Raw genomic sequence first — 26,877 nt, 5'->3', positions numbered from 1 at the left:
GTCCCATCGGCGCCGACGAAGCAACGAATGTGCGACCAGGGCGCAGTGAGTGCCGACTAGCCGCCACACATAAGGATCCCCGATGCGCCAAGCGCAAGTATGCCCAGCGGGGCAACGGCCATCGTCGCCGTCGCGCTGGTAAGAGCGGCCTGCGCACGTACGCGGACACGAAGTGCAGGCGGAAGGGCAAGGCGCTCAGCGCGATTCAAGACCGCGACGTCGGCAGCGCCTAGCGCCGCGGTCGGGGCGCCCGCGGCCAAAGTCATCAACCCGGTCAGCAGTGCCCCGTTGCCATGCCGGCGCGAGGCAGCATCGTCGGCGCACATTTCCAGCAACCGCGATACCTCGGCGGCACCGCGCGTCGTCAGGGCAAGACGGGGAATGACCAACGCCAAACCGCGCAGCGCTGTAACGATTCTGGGGTGATGCCCATCAAGATGGGCGCGCTCATGCGCGATCACGGCCGCTAGCTCCCGCTCGCCGAGGGCCGCGACGGCGGCGGAGGTGACCACGATCGCAGGTGGCTTTCCTGCCACGCAATACGCGGTGCGCTCGGCGGCGTCGACAACAAACACGTCGCGTTCGCCGGTCGGGCGGCCCACCAGTCGGACCGCTTGGGCATGCTCGTAAGCGTGCGCACGCAGCCGCCTAACGGTACGCACGAGCCGCACGCCGATGACCGCGACGACACCGATCACGGCTACAGCCGAAGCCAGCAGCATCGCCTGCGGTGCACTCCCCGCCTTGCCCTCGGCCAGGTCACACAGCCACCTGACGCACGACACGACGAATGAGCCGCCGTCGTTCCGGTGCGCAAGCACATCGAGAATCATGAGCACAACAACGGTCAGCCAGCTCAGCAGGACACTGCCGATCGCGATCAACCAGGCGGCGACTCCAGATCTGGGCGCGTGCCCACCACGGGTAAGAAAGCCCAACACCGATGGGCCGAACACGATCACCGCGACGCTGTAGAGCAGCAGGCACGCCGCGGCGTTCACCGCTTCTTGGCCCTGCTCGACCGCCTCGCAAGCCGCCGCATCGCTTCCCTGAGCCGCTCGGTTTCCTTGGGTCCGATCTGCTCGATGAAGTAGCTGAGCACCAGCTCCGAGCGTCCTCCCCCATTGAGGGCTTCACGCATCAACCGGGCAGTATGTTCCTCGCGGGTCAAGTTGGCCCAATACCGGTAGGCCCGGCCATCGCGCTCCCGCTCGAGCCACCCCTTCGTGTGCAGGTTGTCCATCGTCGACATCACCGTTGTGTAGGCAATGCGACGCTCCGCCGTGAGCTCTTCGAAGATGTCGCGCACCGTTACCATCTCGGGATCGCGATCCCACACCCGGTCCATCACCACGGCTTCCAGCTCGCCGAATCCTCGTACACGCACCGTTTCGCCTCCCACAATGTCGTGGTCGAGCCTACCTCGCACCGGACGTCTTGCCCTGCTGTGACGCGCAAAATGTCGGCGTGACCGCCCAAGTGCCGGACGCTGGGTGGTCGGCTGAGGGATCTGGCAGCCGGGCCAAGTTCCGTCGCGCGCGCGTTCAGTCGCTAGCTCTGCACGATCACCGGGTCGCCGACCTTGACAGTGTTGAAATACCATTCGGCGTTCTCTGGACTTAAATTGATGCAGCCGTGGCTAACGTTCGCCGAGCCCTGCGACCCAACGGACCACGGCGCCGAATGTATATAGACGCCGCCCCACGTCACCCGCACGCCATACTCCCCGTCGATCAAATATCCCTCTGGGTCGTCGAGTGGAATTCCGATTGTGCGCGAATCGAAGACCACGTTGCGCTGTTTCTCCAGCACTTTGAACGCCCCCACCGGAGTATCGAAGCCTGGCTTGCCCAGCGACGCCGGCATTTCACGCACTACCTGGTCGTCAATACTCACCGTGAACGTGTGCGCCGAGATATCGGCCACACCCACCACCGCCGCCCCGGTAGTGAAGTCGGTCTTCAAGCCACCAACGCGCACCGTGACCCTCGAGTGCGCCGGCCAGAAGCCGTCCGGATTCCACTCCACGAGACGATCGGTCAGCCAGGTGAACTCACCTTCCACCGGCCGCGACGCCGTCACAGTAATGCTGCCCTCAGCTGCCGCGCGGTCCTCGACGGGCCCACTGAACCCCACCAACACCGGATGCCCGACACCAACCACCTGGTCAGGTTTTGGACGTACCATCGCGACCCGGCCATCCACGCTTGAGGATGCCGCTGCTCCCGACCCCACCGGCGGTGACGCCAACGCCACCACGGCTGCCGTGACGGTCAATATCAATAGCCCGCGAAGCGTGGCGTGCACGAGCCCTCCTTTCACCGCGATGCGCAACTAACCCCATCTTACGTACGTACTACGTATGCCGGTAAGCGGCGCGCTGGTGTTACACCCGGCGACAGATGACTTGGCGAGACCGAGAGGTGGCCGCCGCAGATGTTCTCGCGGTCATGTCAAACACTCCGGCCAGTGACTGATCTAAGTCGCATGAACAGCTTTGCCGTTCGAGAACCAGGCCACCGTCCAGTCAATGGGCGCAGACGGCACATCGCGTTACCACGGCGTTGTCCTGAGCGACATTTGCGTCGCTGCCGCAGATTCTCTGCTAGTTGATGCCCCGACAGCTTCAACGAGGTGATCACATCACGTGCCTGTCGTGTCGACGACTCGATCTGGGCGGCGTTGATTGCAGTTCTATCAATAACAAGCCCACGAGGACCAACGTGGCGGCCATCGGAAAGCCGATCAGCAGATCCAGCGCCCCGACGACTCGCATGTTCGCGAAATGAGCAATCAGATGCGCGGTCGCCACCGCCAAGCCCACCACGATGAGCAGGGAACCCACCGCGCGTCTGAAGCGCGCCCAGCGGCGTCGATCTCGATCCGCCCCTCGGCGCGAGGCCTGGACTCTTTCGCCTCGCGCCACGGCGCTCCTTTCCGATACGACCCGATTATCTACTATTTAGACTAGTACTAGATGGGGCGTAAGTCGGGAACGCGCACGGTGGGTCGCATTCGATGCGAGTCCAGCCAACGGCGCTGGACTGCGTCTTCGTGACGTCGGATCACTCGGCGGCCATGCCACTGCAGACACGCCAGTGGATGCGTGACAATAGACGGGCCTCGTGAGCCGCTGGGCGCGCTCGCGGCGATACATACAGCCATTCGGGCTCACCATAATGATGAACTGCCCTCCCACGGGCGCGATGGCCACTCCCAGCGGGAGGGAGCGAATCTACTGCCGGGATGCAGCGCATTTTGATTCACATTCGGGTTTCCATGAAAGCGTTCTGCTCCCTTCGTTTTTCGCCGAGCGCTACGGTGAGCCGAGCCGTCGTGTTGCTCGGGAGGGCACTCAGTGGCGCGGCCACGCCGCAGCGCCCCACAACAGGTGGCCTAGCGTAGTACTTACCTGCAGTAAGAGATTGCCGCAGCAGGCGATCCGCCTCGTCAGCCCGCGGTACAGGACGCTAGCCCTGTGAGGGCGGCGAAGGTGAGCAACGTGGTCATGCCCAGCACGAGCGCTGCGCCCCAGGCAGCGCTGGATCCGGCCAAGCGGCCCGCAGACGGACGGCTGCTGGCCAGCCGGGCCAGTCGCAGCTGAGTGCATTCACTGGCGATGCCCAGCGCCGGCGTCGGCGCCGAAGCGCTCTGCAATGTCTGCAGCGCCCGGCGTAGCCCAAGGTTTCCGTGGGAACGGGCCGCATGCGCGTCGGCGTCCAGCTCAACGAGCGTGCGGACCAATGAGGGTGACTGGCGCATCAACGGCAGCCATCCCAATCCCGCGGCGGCGGCCTGGGCGACGGCGATCAGCAGATGATGGCGCCGGCGGACGTGGGCACGCTCATGAGCTTCGACGGCGCGCACGGCTGCGCTGTCGAGGCACTGCTGAAGCCCGGTGCTCATCACTACCAGCGCCGGATTGCCTGCCAGGCTGTAGGCCAGCGGCTCGGAAGCAGGCAGCCACAACACCGCGCCCGGTCGCGGCGTGCGCCCGGTCAGCAACCAAGCCAGCTCGACGTGTTTGTCGTGCAAGCGACGCCGTTGCCGGCCGGTGCGCCTCAGCTGCCAACCTCCGCGTAACGCCGCGACGCCCACCGCGGCAGCGCTGAAAATTCCCGCGACGGTGTCGACCCGCCCGGGTGGACCGGCGTGCAGCGCCAGCCAGCACCGGTGAAGCAGTTCGGCCAGACCCGGCAGTGCGACCGCGGCGAGCGTTATGCATACCAGCGCCGCCCACACGGTCAACAGCACCGCGGCATCGGTGCCGCGACGCGTCAACGCCCGCAATATTGGCGGTGTGAAGACGCCGACGGCGATACCGCCGATGGTCCACCACATCAGTGCGGTCACCGCTGTCGGCCCCGTTCCTTGAGCCCGCGAGTCAAAGCTCGCGACTCCGCGGTGGTGGCGCTGCGCGCGAAGTGCAGCAGCGCCGCGGCGGGATCGCCACTGTCGGCAAGTAATTCGCGCAGCGCGTCGGTGGCCGCCTGTATGCGGTCACGAGTGGCTTGGTAGATGTACGCGCGGCCGTCGAGCTCACGGCTCAACCACCCCTTGCGGTAGAGATTGTCCATCACGGTCATCACGGTCGTATAGGCGGGGTTGCGGACGGATTCGAGTTCGTCGAGGACGTCGCGGACCCGTACTGCATCGTCGGCGCGCCAAACCACATCCATGATTGCCGCCTCCAACTCGCCCAGCCCGGGAAGCGGGCGCGTCTCGCGCGGTGGGGTGCGCCGCGTCGTCCGGCCGGTTGTTTTGCGCGGTGTCATCATTCTTGCCTTTCTCTACGCGCGGCGGCGACCGTTTCGGAGACCCGCGCGACATCGCCAAACACCACCATCGGGAGCCGGCGCACAGATCCGTCGGTGTCGACAAGGTAACTCAGCGGCAGCAGTTGGGGTGCGCCCAACGCGCCGGCCACCTCATCAGCTTCAGTAAACGAGGGATAGCCGATGCGCAGGTCGCGGGCCAGAACCGCCGCCGAACCTGGCCGATCGCGCACGTTGATACCAACCACCCGCACCGCGCCCGGCGTGTCTTTGTAAGCATCGAGCACCGACATCTCCGCGCGACACGGTGCGCACCACGACGCCCAGAGATTGAGCAGCGTCGGCGCACCGCTCACCGCCGCACCCACATCTACCGGCTGCGCAGATCCCAGGCAGCGGGCCATCGCCCCGGACAGTGTCGGCACCGCGACGGCGCCAGATACTGACACCGGGCACGGAGTGGCGCCGGTTTCAGTGCCTGCGGGGTCCGCACCGAGCTCGGGGCTGTCCGCGCTGCGTTGCTGCCCGGCGGGTACGGACAGCTCAACGTCGCTGATGAGGACACCAGCGACGGTGACCGCCGCGGCGACGATCAACACGCCCAGCGATCGACTTCGCAGCACTAGTTGTCGCGTTCGGGCGCCGACGGCGCCAAAGTCATCGGGGGCGACGGCGCGCTGTCGCCCCCCGCCGGGCAGGACCGAAATGTCACCAACCTTCGCCACAGCGCCCAGCTCAGCAGTCCCAAGGACGCCGCCGCGAGCAGAGGCTGAATCGGCGCCCACACCGTCAGTGCCCCGCTCACGCCGAGAGCTGCCACCACCAGTTTGTTACACACCGGGCAGCCCACGGCCAGCACCGAGCCGACGTTAGCGACGATTCCGATTCGCCCCGTGGACGCGGATACGGTGGCACGACGATGAACATAGGTCGCCGCGAGCACACCGCTGAGCAACGCCGTCAGCGCCCATACAAGATAGCTCCACCACGGTACCGGGGTCATGCGCACGAAGATGGGATTGGCGAGCACGGCACTGGGCACACCGACGGCCACAGCGACGACTGCCGCCGCTACCACCGCGACGGCCAATTGCAGCCACACCACACCACGCCCCGACATCTGATCACCATCCCGCGCTCGCAGTCCGAAACATCCTCCAGCTCAGTACTAACTCTAATAGTACTTAGTCAGGTGGGCGATCGCGGCGCCAGGCCGCGCGGTAGTCACGACAGCGCGCTGCCCTTCAACCACTTGTCCCAAGGCATACTCCAATCGCCGTTCTGCCACACCTGCAGAGCCTCGCCACCGGTGTTGCGGACCTCGACGATGTCACCGGGCACGGAGAAGTCGAAGAACCATCGAGCGTTGTCTGAGTTGAGGTTCAAGCAGCCATGAGAGACATTGGTGTTGCCCTGCGCCCACACAGTGCTGTCGAGCCGGTGCAGATAAACCCCGTCCGTACTGATCCGGGTGGCGAGTGAAATCGTTTCGCGGTAGCCCAGCCGCGAATTGATGGGCAGACCGTAGGTCGACGAATCCATCACCACCTGGTCGGCTTTGTCCATGACCGTGTAGATGCCGCGCTGAGTCCAAAACGAAATCGTCTGCCCGTTAACCGTTTCGGTGCCGCCCATCCCCATCGAGGTCGGCATGGTGCGCACCAATTGGCCGTTGCTATAGACGCTCACCTGCTTGGTCAAATCATCAGCGACCGACACATGGGCATCGCCGATTCTGAAGCTGACCCGGGCATCCTCTTGGCCGTACAGGCTCTGACCCAGCGGTGCACCATAGATGTCGGCCTCAACGGTCACCACCGTTCCCGGCGAATAATACTGTGGTGGGCGCCAATGCGCGTTCTGGTCGTCAAGCCAGTACCACGAGCCGCGCATCGGTGGTGAGGCAGTCACCGACAGTCGTCGCTCGGCGGCCGCCTTATCGGTGATCGGTTCATCGAAGTGGGCCACTACAACGGTGCCGATGCCATAGGTAGCGCCATCGCGCAGGGCGGTCCCGGCCATCGTGGTCAGCGACACCTTGGTTTGGTTGCCCGGCGTCAGCGTCGTGAAGGTCGAAACCTGCTGTATAGAAGTCCCGTGTGCACCGACGGCGGTCGCGGTGACAGTATATGTGCGTCCATAGCCCAGCGGCACACCGGGTTTCCAGAAAGTCTTGTCGGGGGTGACGATGCCGACGATGCGGCGCCCCTGCTCATTGACCATAACCACCTCAGACAACGTGCCCGACGTCGCAGTGACGGTCACCGGCGCCAGCGGATCGACATCGGTGGCGCCGCGCCCGGGGCTGATGGCGAGCACCGCGGGCCCCAGCGCTGCTGTAGTGCCACCGGCCTGCGCATCGGTGGAGGAGGCGGCCGGTGTGCAGTCAGTGCCGCAGCGCCACAGGTAGACGCCCACCCCGGCTCCCAGCACCGCGGTGATCAGTAAAACGGCGGCAAGCACAAAGACTTTAAGCCGACCACCGATCATCAAACGCATCTCCCTTTGTCTGATTAAGGTATGCGCCACCAACAAGAGCAGCGCCACCCGTAACTACTATTCTACATAGTAGTTACATGGAGACGGGTTACGCCGTCGCTGCGCAGCGAGCGGTTCACGCTAGGCAAATGTTCGACGCGGGCTCCAATCAATATCAATCGATCTTGATCCGTTATCAGAGTGAGACTGTGACGAATGTTTCCAGTGAGACAGTAGTGATGTACGTTTCGTCTACGTACTGCACACCTGCTTACTCGCACAGTCCGTAGCTGTCCCACAGGAGTATGACCGAAGACCTGCCGACGGTGACGCGCCCGCGCACCCCGCTAAGGGAGATCATCTGATGAGGTCTGTACGCCATCACGTCAGAGGCCTCGCCGCCGTCATTGTCTGTGCCACCCTGCTGGGCTATTCGTGGGGTACCGCAGCGGCTTCCCATGACGCAACCAGCCATTCCGGCTCAGACATGTCGGCGTTGGTCGCGGGTCTCGCGCAAGCCAATCAGCGGCTGGCCGATATCGGCGGGCAGATTCAAGGCCAGCAGGAAGGTGTCAACAAGGCCCTGGTCGAGGTCGCAAAGGCTCGGGAGGCCGCCGACGCCGCCCGTGCCGAGGTGAGAAGCAATGAGCAGGCACTGACCGACGCCGACGCGGCGATCACCGCAGCGCAGCGGCGCTTCGATGACTTCGCCGCCGCCACCTACATCAATGGCCCACCCCGGGCGCTGCTGGGGGCGTCCAGCCCCGAGGACATCATTGCGACCGCTCGCGCCGAAGAAACCCTAGCGCTGAGCCACCGCAACGCGCTGACCTCGCTGCAGCGCGCCCGCAGCGAGCAGGCGAACAAGGCCTCGGCTTCGCGCGCAGCCCAACAGCGTGCCGATCAGGCAGCCACCGACGCCGAACGAAGCCAACAGGCCGCGGTGAGCGCGCTGACCAACGCGCAACGCCAATTCAGTGGCCAGCAGGCCGAAGTCAATCGGCTGGTGGCCGCCCGCGACACCGCCCAAGCCAGGTTGACCGCGGCTCGTCCGCCAATTGCACCCGGCAACGCGCCACCGGTGGGCGCCGCGGGCGCCGCGCCGCAGTCACCGGACCGATGGGACCCGCAAAGCCCCGCGCGGACGCCGGGCCCGACAGACACCAGTCAATGGGACACCACCCTGCCGATGGTGCCCAGCGCCAACGTCACTGGCGATCCCATCGCCATCATCAACTCAGTGCTGCAGATCTCGTCAACCTCGGCGCAGCTGACCGCCGACATGGGCCGCAAATTCCTCACCCAGCTAGGGATACTGCCCCAAGCGTCCGCACCCGCCGATCCCGGCTTCACCAACGGCCGCATCCCGCGCGCATCCGGCCAGCAGGCGATGGAACTCGTCATCCGCCGCGCCATGTCGCAGCTCGGCGTGCCCTACTCGTGGGGCGGCGGCAACGCCAACGGCCCCTCACGAGGTATCGATGGGGGCGCCGACACCGTCGGGTTCGACTGCTCGGGCCTGTACTTGTACGCCTTCGCCGGCGTCGGCATCAAACTGGATCACTACTCCGGGTCACAGTACAACGCGGGGCGCAAGATTCCTTCATCACAGATGCGTCGCGGGGATCTGATTTTCTACGGCCCCGACGCCAGCCAACACGAATCGATGTACCTGGGCAACGGGCAGATGCTCGAAGCTCCTTACACCGGCTCACAGGTCCGCATCGCCCCCGTGCGGACCAGCGGCATGATGCCCTACGTCACCCGGCTGATCGAGTACTGATCTACCCGTTCAGCTGCCGTCGTCACACGGTCAGCTCGTGTAGTTAAGGCTCGTCATCATGCCAGCTTCCTGGTGATAGGTGTTGTGGCAGTGCATCATCCACTCACCAGGGTTGTCCGCGATGAACGACACCTGGAGGTGCTGCATGGGCAGCACGATCACGGTGTCCTTACGGGCCCCTGGGCGCCCCTCGGCTGTCAGCACCTCGAAGGTATGGCCGTGCAGATGCATGGGATGCCACATCATTGAGGTGTTGTTGAACGACAACGTGACGCGTTGGCCTTCAAGCACTTCCAAAGGCCGGGTATTGGAGAAGGCGCGGCCGTTGATGGTCCAGTCGTATCTCATCATCGACCCGGCCAAATCGGCTGAAAGCTCGACATCGGCGCGCCCGGCGGGCAGCACCGCACCTGCCGCCGCGGCGAAGGTCCCAACCGTGCCTACCCGACCCTGCAGTTCGGGCGGCGCATACTCGGGGACGGGCGGGGAACCCGAGCCGCTAACCAACAAGGCACGTGCCGATGCGTTCTTGCCTTCGGCGGCAGCAACGAGCGGGAAGACGCCGTCGCCAGCGGTGACCACCACGTCGTAGCGCTCCCCCATTCCCAGCAGCACCGCGTCAACCTCGGTTGGCACGACAGGGAATCCGTCGGTGTGGGTCACCGTCAACTTGTGCCCGGCCAACGCGACCCGAAAGGCCGTGTCGGAGCCGGCGTTGATCAGCCGAACCCGCACGCGCTGACCTGCTTTGACCCGAAAGGTGCTGGGCGCCTGTGGAATACGCCCATTGACCAGATGATAGGGGTAGCTGACGTCTCCGGCGTCGCCACCGAGCAGCGCGCTGCGCCCCACTCCGCCGACCCCCGGCACCATGCCCATACCGGGCATGTCGTCCATCCCGGGCATATCGTGCCCGGGCGCTGACGCGTCGCGCAGCCCGTCATAGATCTGGGCCGGGCTGGACCCGACTCCCTCAGTCCAGTCATCCAGCATGACCACCCACTCGGCGTCATAGTCGCCAGGTTCGTTGGGATCGTCGACGATGACGGGGAAATACAGGCCGGTGTCGGCGTCCAGACCAGTATGCGGATGGGCCCAGTAGGTGCCCGGATGCGGAACCGAGAACCGGTAGGTGAAGTCACGGCCAGCGTCGATGTCCCGCGTGGCCGGCGATGCGCCGTCCATGTCGTTGCGCAGCGCGATGCCATGCCAGTGCACCGATGTGGTGCGGCCGAGCCGGTTGCGCACCGTGACGGCCAGTTCGTCGCCCACCGATGCTCGCACCAGGGGCCCGGGGACCGTGCCGTTGTAGGACACCGATTCGGCGACCGTACCGCCGAGGTCCACGCGCGCCCGATCCGCGGTGAGCGTCGCGGAAACCGTGCGCCCACTGTGCGGACGCCGCGCCTCGGCGTCGGCCACCGCATTCTTGGGCACGACGACGCTGCTGTCGCGCGTGCATGCCGCCAGAGTCGCCCCAGCCGCCACCGTTGCAGCAAGAAAGCTTCGCCGACTCCACTGCCCGCTCCCCGGTGACCCCGCCACTACCGAGATTCCTGTCGCGATCCGTCACGCGTTGGTTTGTCGCTGCGGTTGCCGCCCCAGTAAGGGCTGGCCAATCGGCCACTATGGCGCCCACCCACCGGGCCGCCGAACAGTGTGGCCGTGGCGACAACGACGAGCCCCCAACACAAGACCAGTACACCGGTCAGCGCCAGCCAGAGCTGCCATTCCCCGGCGGCGTCGAACGCCACTGGCGCCCATCCCATACTCATAGCGGCCTCCTTCGCTGACCACCATGCGAGCCGCAAGCCGCCGAAACGATAGAGGTCGTGTGAAGATTCGTTGAAGAATGCCGCGGGGCGTCACCGCGCAGCGGTGACCCGGCACCATGAGCTCCATGAGCAACACATCAGTGCCCTCGGGTGAGGATGCGCGAGGCTACCGGGCGCTCGTGGTCGATGACGAGGCCGCGCTGGCTGAGGTGGTGGCCAGCTACCTGAATCGCGAGCACTTCACCACCCGCATCGTCGACAACGGTCCCGATGCTGTGGCCGTGGCCCGCGACTTCGACCCCGACGTGGTGATCCTCGACCTCGGGCTGCCCGGCATGGACGGGTTAGAAGTGTGCCGCCAGCTGCGCACCTTCTCCGACGCCTACGTGGTCATGCTCACCGCCCGCGACACCGAAATGGACACCATCGTGGGACTCACTGTCGGCGCCGACGATTATGTCGTCAAACCCTTCAGCCCACGCGAACTGGTGGCGCGCATCCGCGCGATGCTGCGGCGCCCGCGCGCCACCCCCGAGCCCGCCAGCGACCGCGGCGGCGACCTACCGGCCCCGCTGTCGTTTGGGCCGTTGCGTATCGATGTGGCGGCGCGGGAAGTGTCCCTGGATGGTGAACTGATCCTGTTGACCCGCACCGAATTTGACATACTCGCCGCCCTGTCGGCGCGCCCGGGCGTGGTACTGAGCCGCCGCCAGTTGCTTGAGACCGTGCGCGAGGGGCCCTGGGTCGGTAACGAACACCTCGTTGATGTCCATATCGGCCATGTGCGACGCAAACTGGGCGACGATCCAGCCGCGCCGCGTTACGTCATCACCGTTCGCGGCGTTGGATACCGCATGGGAAGCGGGCAGTGATGGCCACGCCGATGCGTCGGCGGCCCGGCATCGGCATGCGGCTGCTGATCGCTCAAACCATGGTGTTGCTGGCCGGCGCCATCACCACCTGGGTGGTCGCCGCGATCGTGGGGCCCCCGCTGTTTCGTGAACATCTACACCAAGCCGGCGTGGCTGCCGGTTCCGCCGAGGAGTTCCACGCCGACCAGGCCTACCAGTACGCCACCGCGCTATCGGTCGGCGGCGCAGTTGCAGTCTCGGCGTTGGTCGCGTTCGCGGTCAGCTGGTACGTCAGCCGCAGACTGCAGCGCTCCATCACCGAAGTGGCGTCGGCGGCCACCGCGGTCGCCGAGGGCCGCTATGGGATCCGGGTATCACCGCCGCACCTCGGTGAGGACTTCGACTCGCTGGCGCAAGCGTTCAACCAAATGGCCGCCCAACTGCAGGCTGTCGACACCAGCCGCCGCCAGCTGTTCGCCGATCTTGCCCACGAAATACGCACTCCTGTATCGGTTTTGCAGGCCTACACCGAGGCCATCGAGGACGGTGTGCGGTCATTGACTCCCGCCACCACCGCGATGCTGCGCGACCAGACTCAGCGCCTGGTGCGTTTCGCCGAGGACGTTGCCGCCCTCGCGCAGGCTGAGGAAAGCGCGACTTCGCTGGAGTTCGCCGACATTGACGTCGCCGTGCTGATCACCAACACGGCGGCCGCGCTGAGCGGGCGCTACCGCGCCAAGGCCGTGTCGTTGTCGACGCATCTGCCCACCACCGAGCTGCCGCCGCTGTGGGGCGATGAGCAGCGACTGTCCCAGGTACTGGCGAACCTCCTCGACAACGCGCTACGGCACACACCACCGCACCGGCGGGTTGACGTGCACGCCGGCACCGACGGCACCCAACTCCTGCTACGGGTCACCGACACCGGCGAGGGCATCGCCGCGGAGCACTTACCGCATGTGTTCGAACGGTTGTACCGCGCCGATACGGCGCGCACCCGCGACCACGGGGGCTCCGGGCTTGGCCTGGCCATTGCCAAGGCGCTCGTTGAGGCACACGGCGGCCACATCAGCGCCAGCAGCCAGGGTGCGGGGACCGGGACAACGTTCACCATCACGCTTCCGCTGCCACGCAACCTGGCCTCAGCGCACGCCGGCACGGTTGGGCGGGCACGCTGACCGTTCAAGCATCCAAAATTGTTCTGCGGATGGAGTTCTCACACCCGCAGCAGTGCCTCCACGGTGCCACGCGCAAGCCTCTGGCGGTCTGCGGGACTGATCCGGCGCCCTATCGAGCAGCGCCCGTGCCGAGGCGTTGTCGGTGTAGGGAGAGTCGACGGAGAAGATCAGCCGGTTGATGCCGACTGTCGACTGCGCGCATTGCAGCGGCGGGAAAGTGGTGTAGCCACTGGTAGTGAATCAGATGTTGGTTTGAAAGTACTGCGCGGCCGGTTGGCGCAGCTGGGCCACCGGGCCGCCGCATACCAACTCCCTCGGATTGCGCCGTACCCTACCCAGGTAGGGTATCGGCTTCCAGAAATGTGGGTACCCGCCGGCCCGTGGCACAAACGCGTTGGCTGTCCGAGCGCCGGCCGCCACCACGTGGGTCTCACCAAAGTGCGGTCCCCGTGCCGGAGGGACAACACCGGCACGGGGACACGGAGGAAAGTTCGCCGCCTCAGGTTGGCGGCTCGGCCCTACAGTGACCCGAGGATCTGCTGCATCGTGTCGATTTCCTCCTGCTGAGAGGAGATGATCGACCGCGCCATCTCGATTGCGGGCGCGAACTGACCGCTGTCGACCTCGGTTTGCGCCATAGTGATGGCGCCTTGGTGGTGCTCGGTCATCTGCGTCAAGAACAGCCTGCTGGCCTCGACACCTTGCGCGTCGCGCAGGGCGGCCATGTCTTGCTCAGACATCATGCCTCCGCCGCCGCTCATGTCCCCCATGTCATGTCCTGGCATTCCGGGCATGCCGCCGCCGGGCGATGTCGTGGCCACGCCCCAATCCGTCAGCCAGCCCTGCAGTTGTTGGATTTCGGGCCCTTGAGCCGCCTTGATTTGGTTGGCCAGCGACACCACGCGCGGGTCGATGCCCTGCTTGGCCAGCAGCATGTCGCTCATCTCGATCGCCTGTTGATGGTGGGGGATCATTCCCTGCGCGAAGCTGACGTCCGCGTCGTTGTGGGCCTGGGCCTGCGCACCGCCACCGGCCGGCGTTGAGGGTGCCGGCGTCGCCGCAGCCGAGGTCGTCATGGACGACATGTCATGCTCGCCCCGCGGGTTGTCGTTGCTACAGGCGCTCAACGCCACCGCGACCGCCGCCGCAGAGGCAGCGATGGTAACGAACCGTTTGATGTGCACACGAATTCCTTCCTTAGTCATCGGCAGCCGTACTGTGTCCCTGGTGGACGATGCGCCCGCCGGTGAGCGCATGCCGGGCATCAACGGCGATTGGCTGTCCACTCGTCGGCTACCAGCATGGGACCAAGACCTAAGGGACGGCTCGATTTTCGATGGAGAATCGGTAAAGACCGCTGGTTGCGCCGGACCTCGGCCCGATCAAGCCCATCGCGCTGGGGATATTGCAATCGATCCGGCCGGCGTTTGGCATATTTGCCCTGTAGGGGTATCGGATGAGGCCTATGTCGAGTGACAGTTGCAGCATCGCAGACGGAGCAATGATTGCCTACGAGCTCATCGGCCGGCCGCGGACGGGGCGTCGGCTACGCCCACGGCGCGCTGCCCAGTAGGGCCGCCGTGCGGGTGTTGCAGCTGTTCGGCATCGACGCCGTCGCTGCAGATCGCCGCCTGCTCACCTACGACCAGCGTGGGCACGGACACTCCACCGGCCGGTCGACACCCGCCGACTACCCTTCGAACACGACGATCTTCTCGATCTCCTCGAGGCCGCCGACAACCGCACCGTCGATGACGTCCAGACATGGACTCAGCGCACCGCCGACTTCTTCCGCGGTTGACTACCGCGCTGCTAGTAGCGGCGCGCGTTGTGGAATGGAGCGTTCGCAATGGGCGACACCTTCACCGGTGTGCCGTAGGTCGAGGCGTGCACCATCATCCCTTCACCAATATAGATGCCGGCATGAGAGACATCGGAGTAGAACGTCACGATGTCCCCAGGTTGCAGGTCTGAGATCGCGACCGGTTGACCTCCCTGGGCCAGAGCCTGGCTCGACCGCGGTAGCGACTTGCCGTTCTGCAGAAAGGCCCACTTGATCAGCCCCGAGCAGTCGAAGGCATTCGGCCCGGTCGCACCCCACGAATACGGCGAGCCCACCCGCGACAACGCCGCCTGCACCACAGCAGCTCCCTCACCGCCCGGCACGGCCGGCGGCACGGCGTTCTCGACGGGCGGCTGACCGGGCATCGCGACAATCGCCGGGTCAGCTGGTGCCGGTGCTGCAGGCAATGGCGGGGGCGGCGGGCCGGGATCGGCCAAGGCGGTGCGCTGATCGGGAGTCAAAGCGTCGTACTGCGCCTTCACCGCGACGATCTGACGCTGCAGGTCGCTTTGCTTGGACTGCAGCTGCGCGCGGACCGCGGCCGCCTGCTCCGCGGCGGCACGCGCTGCTTCGGCTGATGCCGCTGAGGCTTGGGCCGCCAACACGGCCCGCTCGTTGGCTTTTCGAAAAGCCCGCATCCGTTCGGTCATCTCGGTGGCCATCGCTTGCTCGAGAGCCAGCTGATCAATCAGCTGTTGCGGAGATTCGGCGGTCAACATCGCTGATACACCGTCGGGCCGGCCGCCCACATACATGGTGACCGCGACCTTGTCGACGGCGCCTTGATACCCAGTCAGCTCAGCCTTAGCCAATTCCAGTGCCGCCTCGTCGGCGGTCTGGCGCTGCTCGGCGGCCTGCCGGGCGGCCAATTTGGCGTCAAGGTCTATCTGCGCCGAGTGCATCGCCTCAGTCGTCTGTTCGGCCGTGCGGGACAACTCGTTAAGCCTGGCTAACGCGTCGGCGGCTGGATCTGCGCTCACATCGGCGGCCACCATTGACCCCAAGACCGAAAGCGATGCAAGCGTGCCAAGTAGCCACCGCCCTGACGAAGGACCCATGCGCTCTTTGCGATCGAGTTTCAAGCAGACGATCCTTAACTGCGGTGGCCGAAGTCCGGTGGAAGTACGTAAGTCTCGAATAGGTTACGAAATGGCATCGGAGTTGTCTATGCAGAGTGGGAACTTGGCGAGCGCTTGTAGTAACGCCGCTCGCGCGGGTCCCCTCTATCCGGAGGCGGCGACGGCCTACTGGCGCGAGGACGGCGGCGCAGCGTCGCCGTGACGAATGTTGCCGCCTGTGAGGATGCAACGTCGCTTCATGGGTGACGGCGCGGAATCCGACTCGCGTCGCCGACGCTGTGCTCAGGATTCGATGGTGCGCACCATCCGCTGCGCACCACCGGTTTGTCGCCATACCCGGTGACTAACCGGCATGAATTCGACGCCGTCGACGGGTTTCCCAGCTGAGCCTTGGGCATCAGCGGCGAATTCGTCGACCATCACCAGTGCGGCGTAACCGTCTGACAGGCGGTATACGTTCGTCTTGGCCCTGGCCGCTAAGTCCATGACCGTCTCGTCGAACAAGGCAGACGACCAGATCGGGTCGGTTTGGAAATGCAATGCCCCACGTTTGCCGTAACGCGCATTTTGAACCGGCGCCGCCTCCTCCGGCGACAGAAGCAGGGTACGTGCCAACAAGCCGGTGGGATCGAGCGAGATCTCGGCGAAGTCTGCTGGATCGGTCGCCGGAAACCGGTCGATGATCACACGTTGCACGTTGATGGTTTTTACAACAAGCTGTGCCGCCGGCGCCAGGCCGCCAACCACTCGGACCACCTGGGTAAGCACATCCGAACCGTAAAAAGCAAAGGAACGCATAGCGACCCGCTGACGTCCCGTCTCGGGGTCCACGACGGTGTAGCCGATCGCCAGCACATCGGGGTCTCCGGGAACCAAGACTCGTTGTGGCGAGGTCCAGTTGGTCGGCTCGGTCAATTTCGTTGCCCGTAGGTCGGAGACCGCCGCGGCCGCCGACTCTGAGTCACTCAGTCGAAGTACAGCGTTGCCCAGGCAACCAGGTAGTCGGCCGCATTCACCACACCTCACCGCCCGGCACGTGCAGACCTCGACGCGTTCTGCGGAATCCCAGTCCCCCATTGTCGCGTCGACAGACCGCGGATCTCACATGTGCCCACATGAAATACGCTGCAGCTACATACTATTCTAGCTATTAGACAGCAGCGGCCAGTCATTCACGGCCGTAATGCTTGCCGCCGCACTGCGGTGACCCATGCCAGGCATTCTGAAAAGGTGCAGGGCGCCCAATAGGGTTCCCCTGTCGAAACGCTAGTATGTACGTACACAGATAGTAGACCGCAGGGCCAGCTCGGCTGCTGCGCGGACGACATTCGGCGCAGGCAAATGGCCGATCGGGAAAGCTTTACCGAATCTTTAACGAAGGACTAGTTGAGCCATATACGGGACGGTAACTCTGGAGGTGACCATGGCGGTGCGCAGTGCTGGCGTGGGCGCACGGTAGTTGCTCGATCGCTGCCGCTTGATTGGCAGCGAGCAGAGAGGGGAAGGGCGATGCGGCAGCGCGGTTCGGTAACACGCCGACGGGGTTACCGGTTCTGGCTGATCGCCGTGGCGGCGGGCTCCGCTCTGGCATTGGCGCTCGGTGCATGCAGCAGCAACGCGTCTGCTCCGGCGCCTCAGGTGATTGCGGACAAGGGCGATCCATACAGCGACCTGTTGGTGCCCCGGCTGCAAGCGTCGGTGAGCGATGGCGCCGTCGGCGTTCCTGTGGATTCCCCTGTCACCGTCGCCGCCGGCGACGGCGTGCTGGGCGCGGTCAGCATGGTCAACGAAGAGGGCAATCTGGTCGACGGGCAGCTGAGCCCGGATGGACTCACGTGGGCAACGACCGAGGCGTTGGGCTACAACAAGCAATACACGCTCAACGCCGAGGCGCTCGGACTCGGCGGCGTGGCGCGCCATAGCATGACATTTGAGACGCAGTCGCCGGAGAACCTGACGATGCCCTACGTCATGCCGAATGACGGTGAGGTGGTGGGTGTCGGCCAGCCCATCGCGGTCCGCTTCGATGAGGACATCCCCAACCGGTTGGCGGCGCAGAAGGCCATCAAGGTGACGACCAACCCGCCAGTAGAAGGCGCGTTCTACTGGCTCAACAGCCGCGAAGTGCGTTGGCGCCCAGCCGAATACTGGAAGCCCGGAACTAAGGTCGAGGTGGCGGTCAACACCTACGGGGTGGATCTCGGTGATGGCCTTTTCGGGCAGGAGGACATCACCACCCGGTTCAGCATCGGCGACGTAGTCATCGCCACGGCTGATGACAGCACCAAGACGCTGACCGTGCGGCGCAACGGTGAAGTGGTCAGAACCATGCCGCTCTCGATGGGCAAGGACAGCACGCCTACCGATAATGGCGCCTACATCATCGGTGACCGGTATTCGCACCTGATCATGGACTCGTCGACCTACGGTGTGCCCGTCAACTCGCCGGAGGGTTACCGCCTCGATGTGGATTGGGCCACGCAGATGTCCTACAGCGGCATCTATGTGCATTCAGCGCCGTGGTCAATGGGCAGCCAGGGCCGCACCAACGTGAGCCACGGCTGCCTCAACGTGAGCCCCGCCAACGCGATCTGGTTCTACGACAACACCAAACGCGGCGACATCGTCGAGGTCGTCAACACCGTGGGCCCGACGCTGTCGGGGACCGACGGTCTCGGGGACTGGAACATCCCATGGGAGCAGTGGCGAACAGGCAACGCAAACCTCTGATGCCGCCCATCGGCGAATCCTTGGCTTGGAACGAGGTGAGCATGCGGTCAACGCTCGTTGCCCTGTTGGCGGTGACGATGCTGTTGGTCGGCGCGTGTTCCAACAGCGGCACGACATCCAGCCAACCCGACAGCAGAGGTCTGGCCCACATCCACGGCCTAGGCATCAATCCGGCCGACGGAGCGCTGTATGCGGGCACACATTTCGGTGTGTACCGGATCGCCAACGAGCGCGATCCCGAACTCGTCGGTGGTGTCGTGCAGGACTTCATGGGCTTCACCGTTGCCGGACCCGACCACTTCCTCGGCAGCGGACATCCCGGCGAGAACGATCGTGACGCGCCGCCGCACCTCGGTTTGATCGAGACCACAGATGGCGGCCAATCGTGGACCTCGGTGTCGATGGCCGGCGAGGCTGATTTCCATGCGCTCGATTACCGGCACGGGCTGGTCTACGGCCTCAACAGCCGCACCCAGACTGTGATGGTCAGCGCTGATAAACGCGCCTGGGATCAACGCGCCGCGATCAGCGCTGTCGACATTGCGGTCTCACCGCACAACGCGAATGAGGTTCTGGCGACGACCGCCGATGGACTTGCGCGCAGCCTCGACCGGGCCAAGACGTTCACACCGGTCGGTGCCCAACCCCAGCTGGCCTTGTTGAGCTGGCCTGAGGACGGCCCTGTGATCGGAATCGATCCCTTTGGGACGGTGTATGCAAGCCAGGATTCGGGCGCCACGTGGCAAGCGCGGCGCGCCTTGGGTGAGCAAACGCAGGCTGTGCTGGCGGCTGGCCGCGGCCTGGTGTTCGTTGCCACCGATAACGGTATTCACCGCTCGAGCGATAATGGAACGACGTTCGAGGCCTTCTATGCCTTCGACGCACAATGAGCATGACCCACCGCGAGTAGGCCGACGCCGCAAGAATGCTGCGTCGGGACCCTGGAGTCTGGACAAACTAGCGGCTGCCGCCGGGGAATCCGAGGCCCGCATTCGTGGGTATGCCGATACCGAGTTGCTCCACCGCCGACCGGATGGACATTTCGAACCCGACTCTCTGCACCGGGTGAGGTTGATCCAGTTCGCGCGCACCCGCGGCGTCAGTGACGACCACCTTGCGGCGGCGATCGCTAGCCAGGGCGATCTGCTGGGCACATTTGACGAACTGGTATCAGTCGGCGATTCCACGCCGTTCACAACCTGCCTGGTCATTACAGCTAGGCCTCGACGACACAGTGATCAGTGAACTGGCCGAAATTCTGGACTGGAACGACGTCGGCGCCGGAACAGAATCTGACGTCGCAACTTTGCAAGTGCTCGTCAAAGCGCTGGCACTCGGGATGCCCAGCGATGCTTTGATGCAGCTGATCCGCGTGTTCGCGGACGCCACCGATCGCCTGGCCGACGCTATCGTGCGCACCTATCATGATTACGTCCATGAACGGTTCCGAGCCCAGGGACTCACTGGCCCGGAGCTGCTGGCGGCCAGCGAGGGTGTCGGCAAGCCACTGCTGGACCTCGTCGACCCCACCGTCATGTACTTCCTTCGGCGGGCATATCAGCGCGCCAACCGTGAAGACCTGCTGCGCCATCTTGCCGAGCCGACCACCCCGCCCTCGACCACACCCGGGGAGGAACGGGCGACGGTGCTTTTCGTCGATCTGGCCAGCTTTACCTCGCTGACCGCAACCATGGGCGACCATGCGGCGGCCGACGTTTTGCGCAGATTCAGCATCACCGTGCGCAGCAGGGCATCGCGACACCGAGGGGTACTTAAACAGATCGGCGACGAGTACATGCTGATGTTCGCCCAGCCCGCCGACGCTATCGCCTTTGGCCTGGCGATGGACCGCTTCGTCGACGCAGAACCTCAATTTCCAGCGCTACATATCGGCGCGCATAGCGGCACGGTTCTCTACCGTGAAGGCGATTATGTCGGCGGCACAATCAATCTCGCCGCACGCGTAGCGTCGGTCGGCGCTGTAGGCCAGTTTCTGATCACTGAAGACCTCCGCGACGCGGCCGGACCTCACCCTGAAGCCGACTTCACTGCACTGCCCCCGCAGCGACTCAAGGGGATTCACGATCCAATCTGTCTTGTCGAAGTCCGGCGACGCATCCGGAGCCGCTCAGACCGCACGACTGACCCTGTGTGTGGCATGATGCTACATCCCGCCGATGTGGCAGCCCAATTATACTGGGCTGAAAGGACATTCGCGTTCTGCAGCGAGACCTGCAAGCAGGCCTTCGCCGATCGCCCAAATCAGTTCGTCACCACTGACCCCAGGTGAGCGAGCGAGCCTACCTGTGACGAAATGCCCCCAAGTTGTCGGTTTGCCGAGCCCGATAGCATAGAACCAACGATGCGCCGCGCGGTCTGCGCCCAAACGACGCCGCCCACTTCATCTACTAGCCGCGTACGTACACAGTAGACTGGCCCCCGAAGGCATCGCGGTCTGTGCACCGTACGACACTCGACAACGCTTCGTGTAGACCCGGAGGTGACAATGCGCAAGCACACCAGGTACAGGCTCGTCGCAGCGATCGTCATGGTCGGGCTGGCCCTGGCGATTGGCAGCCGATCTGCGCTGGCACAGCCCGATGTGCCGCCACCGCCCCCGGCCCCCATCGATCCGGCTGCCGCGCCGGCGCCGCCCAGTGACCCGCTCGCTCCCCCGCCTCCGGCCAATCCGTTCGTATTCCCGCCGCCCGCGCCTGCAGATCCGCTCGCACCGCCAAACCCGTTCGTGCCGCCCCTGGCCGGCCCACTAGCAGCGGCATCCCAACCGATCCCGGAAGGGACCCCGGCAGGACAGAATCCGACACCATATGTCGGTCAGCCGGTGTTCGCGCCGCCGACGTTCAATCCGGTCAACGGCTCGATGGTTGGTGTTGCCAAGCCGATCATCATCAACTTCTCGCGGCCCATCGCCGACCGGCCGATGGCCGAACAAGCTATCCACATTTCGTCCAGCCCACCGGTGCCCGGCAAGTTCTACTGGATGAGCGACACCCAAGTTCGTTGGCGGCCAATAGATTTCTGGCCAGCCAACACGTCGGTGAGCATCGATGCGAGTGGCGCCAAGTCCAGCTTCCGCACCGGTGAATCGCTGGTGGCCACCATCGACGACAAGACTCACCAGATGCAGATCGTGCGCAACGGAAAGCTGGCGAAGACGTTCCCAGTGTCATTGGGAAAGAAGGGCTACGAAACCAAGAACGGAACCTACTACGTGCTGGAGAAGTTTGCAGACATGGTGATGGACTCCTCCACGTACGGTGTGCCGGTCGACTCTCCCGAAGGGTACAAGCTCAAAGTTCAAGACGCCGTCCGCATCGACAACAGCGGCATCTTCGTGCACAGCGCACCATGGTCGGTGGGCTCACAGGGCGAGGAGAACGTCAGCCACGGCTGCATCAATCTCAGCCCCGCCAACGCGCAGTGGTTCTTCGACAACTTCGGCAGCGGCGATCCTGTGGTCATCAAGAACACCAATGGCGGCCCCTACAACCAAAATGACGGCGCACAAGACTGGCAGATCTAAGGCGATTTCCACGGCGGCGCACCGGCGAACCGCACTGGGTACTGGGTACCGATCGACGGCTTGGCCAGTTCACCTCCGCCGCGTCCGGGTTGCCTGCCACGCCGATCGACTGCCTCGCCCGCCGAGATAAACGTGTGCACCCGGTAAAAGCCCGGTTGGATCGCGGAAATCGCCGGGTTCTCAGCCGCGGCCTCCACAAACGCCCCCGCGGTGACGACGGCATCCCGGTCAGCAAGCGTTTGCGCGACCGCGTCCGTCGAGTCACCCTCGTGCACCTGAACGATGATGTCGTGCCCCTCCGTCGCCACGAAGTCATCGCCCGCGGTGAGTACCTCGTGCCAGAGGCGAGACCCGAATAGACGCCGACCACGGTCACCAGGGTTAACATCGCCGCGATGATCGTAGCGATTCGGTCGGCTTGCGGCCCCAATCGTCATCGCTTCCACGTCCGATGCGGCGTCGCGCACCATCACCGGCGGTCCCGTTAACGTCGGTTGCTGGTTCAGCCCGCGCATGCCGAGGCCTTGCACCGTGGCGATGACAATATCCGGGCTCGATCATTGCCGAACGCCCCCAGCCGATATCGAGGCGGTGTGCGGCAGGCGACGGCCGCACAAACCGGGGTGAGTCAGCGATGTGCCACACCAACTTTTCAACCGGCAGCTTGTCGCGGTGAGGTGAACGTGCGCGAGTTGCGTCGACGTGCGTGAACGCCTCCCCATCTTCATGACAGCGTCTTTGCACAGGTCGCTCCGATCCATCAGTACCTACTGTTTCTTTCAGTACTAAGCGAGACAGTCCACGGTGGCGCAGCGCAGCGCTCATCGCCGGTCGGTGGGCGTCTGGCCGTCTGCTCCCGCCGCCGACGCGTGCACAGACAACGTAACTCTCGGCTAATGATTTCGAACGGATGCAATGCAGTCAGCGCAGTCAGGTTGTCGTTTCCCCATGAAACTTCAGCGATGGCATCGAACGGCCAGGAGTGTTATCCGCTGACTGCTGCCGTATCGCAACGCTGCTCGCTGAAGGATGCGCACATTTGCAGCGATACGCCAGTGCCCCGGAAGCCGGGACTTCCGGGGCACTCGACGAGGCTCAGCAGTTCGCGTCGATGTATACGGTGGTGTACTTGACTCTCTTGACTGTTTGATCCCGCCTGTTGCGCTTGAGTTCGGTGACCACCTGGCCCTGTCGAACTCCTCCAACTGTGCATTGATCTAGCGGGGCGTGGCCGACCTTGTTCACGATCACTTTGAAGCCTTGCGCTTCGAGCGAGGCCACCGTGTCCGTTACCGATCGGGGACCGCTGGGCGCGCCGGACGCAGCGGCAGGACTCACGACGGACGCCGCGCTCAACGCGACAGCGAAAGCTGCGAGGAATATCTTCATCAGTTCTCCGATCCTTCGGCGTACGAGCTACATACGGTGTAGATACGTACGGGACTAATTAATAGATACGTCCATGGTATTCCCCGCGTTTGGATCGGGGGGGTACATTGCCATAGCGTTCAGGCGTCGACTATGTAACGGAATTCCGTTGTAATGCACCGCATTACGGCCGCAAACAGGTCTGCGTAAGGTCTGTTCAAGCGTGCTTCCGGAGAGGTGATCTGGCGCACAGTTCGCTAGGCGGGAAATGGTTCAGCTATCGCTCGGTTTGCGCTCACCTGCGCAAGTGCCAAAAGTTGCCGGCGATCAAGCGGTGTGCGTTGCCACGCTCGGCAACTCGGGGACCAGGCGTCCGCTGCGGTCGAGCCTGTAGAGCGCCGCGGCAGCTAGGAGGCCGACCGCTGTCAACGCGACCCAGATGAGTTCTTCAAGGCCAGCAGTGCGGGCGGCTTGCATCAGCGCGCCGGTGGCTAGATTGCCCGCCAGAATGCCGATGCCGACGATCGTGTTGTAGAAGCCGTAGTGCGTACCGACCAATCGGTTATCGGCCAGCGAGACGACGGTGTCCATCTCGAAGGGAAACACCGCCGCGGAGCCGACGGCAAGCACCGCTGCTGCAACGACGAGCGCGAGGATGGCGGCGAGCTCGCCGAACCGTGCTCCACTGGGGAATGCGATCATCGGCGTGAAGGCGGCTGCAAGGATCAGCATGCCAATGACCAGCGAGTGCCCCGATCCCCAGCGCTTGGTGAACCATCGGGTGATGCGTAGCTGTCCCGCTACAGCCACTAAGCCCGACACGACGAAGATCATTGCAACAGTCAGGGATTCATGAGCGGGCACGAGGAGTTTGGCGTGTAGCGGCAGAGCCAGATAGACCTGGAAGGACAGAACATAGGAGCCGATCATCGCTATGGAGAACAGCAGGAACGACCGGTTGGTGAGGACGGTCCGCCAATCCTGCAGAACGGTGGTCTTCTCCGTTGGCGGCGTCGCTCGATGCTGCGGCAAGGCGAACAGTTGGGCCACGGTCAGGAATGCGAAGACGGCCGCCGCCGATGCCGCGACTATGCGGAAGTCGAGGGCCAACAGTGCAAGCCCAACCAGCGGCCCGGCCAGTATTCCCGCTTGATAGAAGATGTTGAAGGTGGCGAACGCTTCGACGCGTCGTGGTCCTGAATCGGCGGCGAGGTAGGCGCGTACAGCCGGATTGAACAACGCGCCCGCGAAACCTGTTGCCGCGGAGGCGATCAGCACTGCAGGTAGCGAATCGGCAACCACCAGTAAGGCGAATCCGCCGGTGCGCAGTATGCATCCGGCAACGATCAGCGGCTTGTAGCCGAGACGGTCAGCGAGCGTGCCGCCGACGATGAACATGCCCTGCTGCGAGAAGTTCCGCACTCCGAGCACTAGTCCGATCGCCCACGCGGCAAGACCAAGCGGGCCGGCGAGGTATCCCGCGAGATAGGGCATCAGCATATAGAAGCCGAGGTTGATGCCGAACTGATTGATCATCAGCATCCGGCTGGGCCAGCCGAAGCTACGAAACTGTGCCGTGAAGCTCATCGTGAGACCGCTGTCGGATCTGTGATCGATGATGTTCGGGTCCAGGACGTGACGACATGATTGCGTGGATCGGTGACGAGTTCTGGATTCCGTGGCGGATCACTGGTCAGCAGCCCATTGGCGCTGAGGTAGTCGTCGTTGTAGACGGTGTCGAAGTAGCGTTGTGGCCCGTCGGGAAAGATCGCCGCGATCGTTGCGCTCGACGGATTCGTCCTTGCGACCCAACCGGCGACCAGGGCGACGGCGCCAACGCTCCAGCCGCCGGTGGCGTAGTGGGTAGCCGCGAGCGTGCGGCATGCCCACACGGCCTCCCTGGGAGCGACCCAGTGCACTTCGTTGAAGGCGGCATAGTCCACGTTGCGAGGGTAAATACTCGACCCCAGCCCTCGCATCAGCCGCGGCCGTGCGGGCTGGCCAAAGATGGTTGAGCCGATCGTGTCGACCCCGATGAGCTGCAGGTCGGGGTTGGTTTCGCGGAGCACCCGCGCGATCCCGGCAGAATGGCCGCCGGTGCCTACCGAGCAGACGAGTATGTCGATCGTGCCCAGCTGAGCTGACAGCTCTGCTGCAAGTCCCCGATAGGCGTCGACGTTGTCGGGATTGTTGTATTGATCCGGGTACCAAGCGTGCGGATCAGATTCGAGGATTTCCATCACGCGATCGCGCCGTGCCTGCTGCCATCCGCCTTCGGGATGCGCTTCGGTGACGACATCGACATCAGCGCCATAGGCGGTCAGCATCCGCGAGATGATCGGTTCGAGTCCGGGATCTGTGACGAGAGTGACCGGATGGCCGTACACGGTGCCGGCCAAGGCCAGTCCCAATCCCAGCGTGCCGCTTGTAGACTCGACGATCCTGCTGCCGGGCCCCAAATCACCGCGGGCGCGGCCCCTTTCGACCATGTGTATCGCGGGACGGTCTTTCATCCCGCCAGGGTTGAACCCTTCGAGTTTGGCCCAAAACCCGCGGCTGTCGTCGGTGAACGGCGCCGAGATCCTCAGGACAGGCGTATTTCCTATCATCGTGCCCGGCTGGTCGAAACGACGCAGGCGGTGATGTTGGATCGCGTGGTGGTGGGGTGAGTGGACGGACAGAGCATGGCTCATGAACGTGGGTCACTTTCGGTGATGCCACGACGTTCCTTGCCGCGGCGGCTGACAGGAGTAGCGAACACCGACTCACCTCGAAGGACGGCGAGCCTGGCGCTACCCGATCAGCGGCGCGCGATGCAGAGCCGAAGCAGCAGTTGCTGCCCGGCGACAGAACCACCACGTCTTGGGGGCCCTCGGACAACAGCAGAAACACGTGTCGCCCACGATGAGAAGGCGGCGCCGATAACAGCGACGAGCCCGATTGCCGCGAGCAGCGTCACCGTACGTGGCAAGGCCGCTTCGGCAATGGTGTCAGGTGTGACGGTGACGGATCCGTCCTGCACGTGTGGGTGCTCCACGACGGCTGGAAAGTCGGTGGACATACTGGAGGCCAGCGCATGGGGGCCGTGATGTGCGGGATGCTCGTGCTCGGTGAGCTTCCATCCGGTGGCTGAGATCAGCACGACGAACGCGAAGAAGACCGCCACGACGGTGTTCCGTCGCGCAGCTATGGGAGCGTCGCCATACCTCACAATGCAGCCGACTGTAGCAGCGGATCCAGCTCGAACCGAGGACCCGCCGATTCGACGCCATCTTGTGATCGCGCCGCGATGAACGCGTCTTGGCTGTTTACCGCGATTGGCAGTCGATTCGGAACGCGTCCGAGTGTGATTGACTGATAATGCTTTTGACGGAATCTTTGTCTTTCGCGGCGAAGAATACATGCTGCTTAACAACGCTTTTACTCCATAGGTTGACGATCGCCTACTAAATCGACGCCTACTGCGTATGCGA

At 64.2% G+C, this 26,877-nt stretch carries 25 protein-coding genes and 1 pseudogene; 7 read left to right on the top strand and 19 right to left on the bottom strand.

Features of this window, described 5'->3' with window-relative positions; genetic code table 11:
• Positions 1–56 precede the first annotated feature (56 nt).
• The 9 genes from BST47_RS22775 to BST47_RS22735 all read right to left on the bottom strand — a co-directional run bounded on the left by BST47_RS22775 (position 57) and on the right by BST47_RS22735 (position 7,265).
• Positions 57–1,001, bottom strand: coding sequence for a M56 family metallopeptidase (locus BST47_RS22775; RefSeq protein WP_083127917.1), 945 nt, complete (start codon positions 999–1,001; stop codon positions 57–59).
• Positions 998–1,387 (bottom strand): BlaI/MecI/CopY family transcriptional regulator, encoded by a 390-nt coding sequence (locus tag BST47_RS22770; protein WP_083127938.1) that lies wholly within the window; start codon positions 1,385–1,387, stop codon positions 998–1,000. The genes BST47_RS22775 and BST47_RS22770 overlap by 4 nt, the downstream gene beginning before the upstream one ends.
• Positions 1,388–1,551: 164 nt before the next feature.
• On the bottom strand, positions 1,552–2,334 hold the full coding sequence (locus BST47_RS22765; protein WP_083127916.1) for a L,D-transpeptidase: 783 nt from the start codon (positions 2,332–2,334) through the stop codon (positions 1,552–1,554).
• A gap of 304 nt (positions 2,335–2,638) precedes the next feature.
• On the bottom strand, positions 2,639–2,818 hold the full coding sequence (locus BST47_RS22760) for a hypothetical protein (RefSeq protein WP_133056238.1): 180 nt from the start codon (positions 2,816–2,818) through the stop codon (positions 2,639–2,641).
• 632 nt (positions 2,819–3,450) lie between these two features.
• Entirely contained in the window at positions 3,451–4,353 is a 903-nt protein-coding gene (locus BST47_RS22755) for a M56 family metallopeptidase (RefSeq protein ID WP_234809825.1), read from the bottom strand.
• Entirely contained in the window at positions 4,350–4,775 is a 426-nt protein-coding gene (locus BST47_RS22750; protein ID WP_083127935.1) for a BlaI/MecI/CopY family transcriptional regulator, read from the bottom strand. The genes BST47_RS22755 and BST47_RS22750 overlap by 4 nt, the downstream gene beginning before the upstream one ends.
• Positions 4,775–5,398: a TlpA family protein disulfide reductase gene (locus BST47_RS22745; RefSeq protein ID WP_083127914.1), complete on the bottom strand. Its 624-nt coding sequence runs from the start codon at positions 5,396–5,398 to the stop codon at positions 4,775–4,777. The genes BST47_RS22750 and BST47_RS22745 overlap by 1 nt, the downstream gene beginning before the upstream one ends.
• Complete coding sequence (locus BST47_RS22740; protein ID WP_083127913.1) at positions 5,398–5,895, bottom strand: hypothetical protein; 498 nt, start codon at positions 5,893–5,895, stop codon at positions 5,398–5,400. The genes BST47_RS22745 and BST47_RS22740 overlap by 1 nt, the downstream gene beginning before the upstream one ends.
• A 104-nt stretch (positions 5,896–5,999) precedes the next feature.
• The gene (locus tag BST47_RS22735) at positions 6,000–7,265 is read right to left on the bottom strand and encodes a L,D-transpeptidase (RefSeq protein ID WP_107529060.1); all 1,266 of its coding nucleotides are present in this window, start codon (positions 7,263–7,265) and stop codon (positions 6,000–6,002) included.
• Between the two features lie 352 nt (positions 7,266–7,617).
• On the opposite strand from BST47_RS22735, the gene ripA reads away from it, so the two are divergent.
• Complete coding sequence (gene ripA, locus BST47_RS22730) at positions 7,618–9,036, top strand: NlpC/P60 family peptidoglycan endopeptidase RipA (protein ID WP_083127911.1); 1,419 nt, start codon at positions 7,618–7,620, stop codon at positions 9,034–9,036.
• A gap of 30 nt (positions 9,037–9,066) precedes the next feature.
• On the opposite strand, the gene BST47_RS22725 is transcribed toward ripA, so the two are convergent.
• Positions 9,067–10,581, bottom strand: coding sequence for a multicopper oxidase family protein (locus BST47_RS22725; protein WP_083127910.1), 1,515 nt, complete (start codon positions 10,579–10,581; stop codon positions 9,067–9,069).
• Complete coding sequence (locus tag BST47_RS22720; RefSeq protein ID WP_083127909.1) at positions 10,581–10,811, bottom strand: hypothetical protein; 231 nt, start codon at positions 10,809–10,811, stop codon at positions 10,581–10,583. Before BST47_RS22720 ends, BST47_RS22725 begins: the two co-directional genes overlap by 1 nt.
• Positions 10,812–10,927: 116 nt before the next feature.
• Between BST47_RS22720 and BST47_RS22715 the strand changes: the two genes are divergently transcribed.
• Together BST47_RS22715 and BST47_RS22710 are read left to right on the top strand one after the other, a co-directional pair.
• On the top strand, positions 10,928–11,683 hold the full coding sequence (locus BST47_RS22715) for a response regulator (RefSeq protein ID WP_083127908.1): 756 nt from the start codon (positions 10,928–10,930) through the stop codon (positions 11,681–11,683).
• Positions 11,683–12,840 carry a sensor histidine kinase gene (locus BST47_RS22710; protein WP_083127907.1) on the top strand — a complete coding sequence of 386 codons (1,158 nt, stop codon included), beginning with the start codon at positions 11,683–11,685 and terminating at the stop codon, positions 12,838–12,840. Before BST47_RS22715 ends, BST47_RS22710 begins: the two co-directional genes overlap by 1 nt.
• A gap of 518 nt (positions 12,841–13,358) precedes the next feature.
• Here the strand turns inward: BST47_RS22710 and BST47_RS22700 are convergent.
• From BST47_RS22700 to BST47_RS22685, 4 genes are all read right to left on the bottom strand, one after another.
• Positions 13,359–14,024 (bottom strand): DUF305 domain-containing protein, encoded by a 666-nt coding sequence (locus BST47_RS22700; protein WP_083127934.1) that lies wholly within the window; start codon positions 14,022–14,024, stop codon positions 13,359–13,361.
• Between the two features lie 333 nt (positions 14,025–14,357).
• On the bottom strand, positions 14,358–14,498 hold the full coding sequence (locus tag BST47_RS30780; protein WP_165799838.1) for a hypothetical protein: 141 nt from the start codon (positions 14,496–14,498) through the stop codon (positions 14,358–14,360).
• 154 nt (positions 14,499–14,652) lie between these two features.
• Positions 14,653–15,765 carry a peptidoglycan hydrolase RipC gene (gene ripC / locus BST47_RS22690; protein WP_083127906.1) on the bottom strand — a complete coding sequence of 371 codons (1,113 nt, stop codon included), beginning with the start codon at positions 15,763–15,765 and terminating at the stop codon, positions 14,653–14,655.
• A 279-nt stretch (positions 15,766–16,044) separates the two neighbouring features.
• Entirely contained in the window at positions 16,045–16,839 is a 795-nt protein-coding gene (locus tag BST47_RS22685; protein ID WP_420094056.1) for a DUF7373 family lipoprotein, read from the bottom strand.
• A gap of 432 nt (positions 16,840–17,271) precedes the next feature.
• Here BST47_RS22685 and BST47_RS22680 point away from each other — a divergent pair.
• The 4 genes and pseudogenes from BST47_RS22680 to BST47_RS22665 form a co-directional block, all read left to right on the top strand.
• A pseudogene (locus BST47_RS22680) lies at positions 17,272–18,384 on the top strand (L,D-transpeptidase); the annotation flags it as partial.
• A 149-nt stretch (positions 18,385–18,533) separates the two neighbouring features.
• Positions 18,534–19,382, top strand: a complete 849-nt coding sequence (locus tag BST47_RS22675; RefSeq protein WP_083127933.1) for a F510_1955 family glycosylhydrolase — start codon at positions 18,534–18,536, stop codon at positions 19,380–19,382.
• A gap of 212 nt (positions 19,383–19,594) precedes the next feature.
• Complete coding sequence (locus BST47_RS22670; protein WP_234809822.1) at positions 19,595–20,782, top strand: adenylate/guanylate cyclase domain-containing protein; 1,188 nt, start codon at positions 19,595–19,597, stop codon at positions 20,780–20,782.
• Between the two features lie 216 nt (positions 20,783–20,998).
• Positions 20,999–22,036, top strand: a complete 1,038-nt coding sequence (locus BST47_RS22665; RefSeq protein ID WP_083127904.1) for a L,D-transpeptidase — start codon at positions 20,999–21,001, stop codon at positions 22,034–22,036.
• Here BST47_RS22665 and BST47_RS22660 read toward each other — a convergent pair.
• The 4 genes from BST47_RS22660 to lpqS form a co-directional block, all read right to left on the bottom strand.
• A complete protein-coding gene (locus BST47_RS22660; protein ID WP_207568666.1) occupies positions 22,033–22,344 on the bottom strand; it encodes a hypothetical protein in 312 nt (103 codons plus the stop codon). The genes BST47_RS22665 and BST47_RS22660 overlap by 4 nt on opposite strands.
• Positions 22,345–23,731: 1,387 nt before the next feature.
• Entirely contained in the window at positions 23,732–24,991 is a 1,260-nt protein-coding gene (locus BST47_RS22650) for an MFS transporter (protein WP_083127902.1), read from the bottom strand.
• On the bottom strand, positions 24,988–26,097 hold the full coding sequence (locus BST47_RS22645; RefSeq protein WP_083127901.1) for a PLP-dependent cysteine synthase family protein: 1,110 nt from the start codon (positions 26,095–26,097) through the stop codon (positions 24,988–24,990). The genes BST47_RS22650 and BST47_RS22645 overlap by 4 nt, the downstream gene beginning before the upstream one ends.
• Positions 26,098–26,204: 107 nt before the next feature.
• Positions 26,205–26,615: a putative copper homeostasis (lipo)protein LpqS gene (gene lpqS / locus BST47_RS22640; protein WP_133056237.1), complete on the bottom strand. Its 411-nt coding sequence runs from the start codon at positions 26,613–26,615 to the stop codon at positions 26,205–26,207.
• Positions 26,616–26,877 lie beyond the last annotated feature (262 nt).

The sequence above is a fragment of the Mycolicibacterium tusciae genome (genome assembly GCF_002086795.1).
GTDB lineage: Bacteria > Actinomycetota > Actinomycetes > Mycobacteriales > Mycobacteriaceae > Mycobacterium > Mycobacterium tusciae.
Note: the sequence above shows the minus strand (reverse complement) of the source record. Positions and strands in the feature narration are given on the sequence as shown.

Excerpts from the sequence above, each read along its gene's own strand:
- BST47_RS22685 (WP_420094056.1), bottom strand. The coding sequence starts at position 16,839 with ATGGGGGACTGGGATTCCGCAGAACGCGTCGAGGTCTGCACGTGCCGG.
- BST47_RS22665 (WP_083127904.1), top strand. The coding sequence starts at position 20,999 with ATGCGCAAGCACACCAGGTACAGGCTCGTCGCAGCGATCGTCATGGTC.
- BST47_RS22645 (WP_083127901.1), bottom strand. The coding sequence starts at position 26,097 with ATGAGCCATGCTCTGTCCGTCCACTCACCCCACCACCACGCGATCCAA.
- BST47_RS22740 (WP_083127913.1), bottom strand. The coding sequence starts at position 5,895 with ATGTCGGGGCGTGGTGTGGTGTGGCTGCAATTGGCCGTCGCGGTGGTA.
- BST47_RS22715 (WP_083127908.1), top strand. The coding sequence starts at position 10,928 with ATGAGCTCCATGAGCAACACATCAGTGCCCTCGGGTGAGGATGCGCGA.
- BST47_RS22675 (WP_083127933.1), top strand. The coding sequence starts at position 18,534 with ATGCGGTCAACGCTCGTTGCCCTGTTGGCGGTGACGATGCTGTTGGTC.
- BST47_RS22720 (WP_083127909.1), bottom strand. The coding sequence starts at position 10,811 with ATGAGTATGGGATGGGCGCCAGTGGCGTTCGACGCCGCCGGGGAATGG.
- BST47_RS22710 (WP_083127907.1), top strand. The coding sequence starts at position 11,683 with ATGGCCACGCCGATGCGTCGGCGGCCCGGCATCGGCATGCGGCTGCTG.
- BST47_RS22750 (WP_083127935.1), bottom strand. The coding sequence starts at position 4,775 with ATGACACCGCGCAAAACAACCGGCCGGACGACGCGGCGCACCCCACCG.
- BST47_RS22650 (WP_083127902.1), bottom strand. The coding sequence starts at position 24,991 with ATGAGCTTCACGGCACAGTTTCGTAGCTTCGGCTGGCCCAGCCGGATG.
- ripA (WP_083127911.1), top strand. The coding sequence starts at position 7,618 with ATGAGGTCTGTACGCCATCACGTCAGAGGCCTCGCCGCCGTCATTGTC.
- BST47_RS22735 (WP_107529060.1), bottom strand. The coding sequence starts at position 7,265 with ATGATCGGTGGTCGGCTTAAAGTCTTTGTGCTTGCCGCCGTTTTACTG.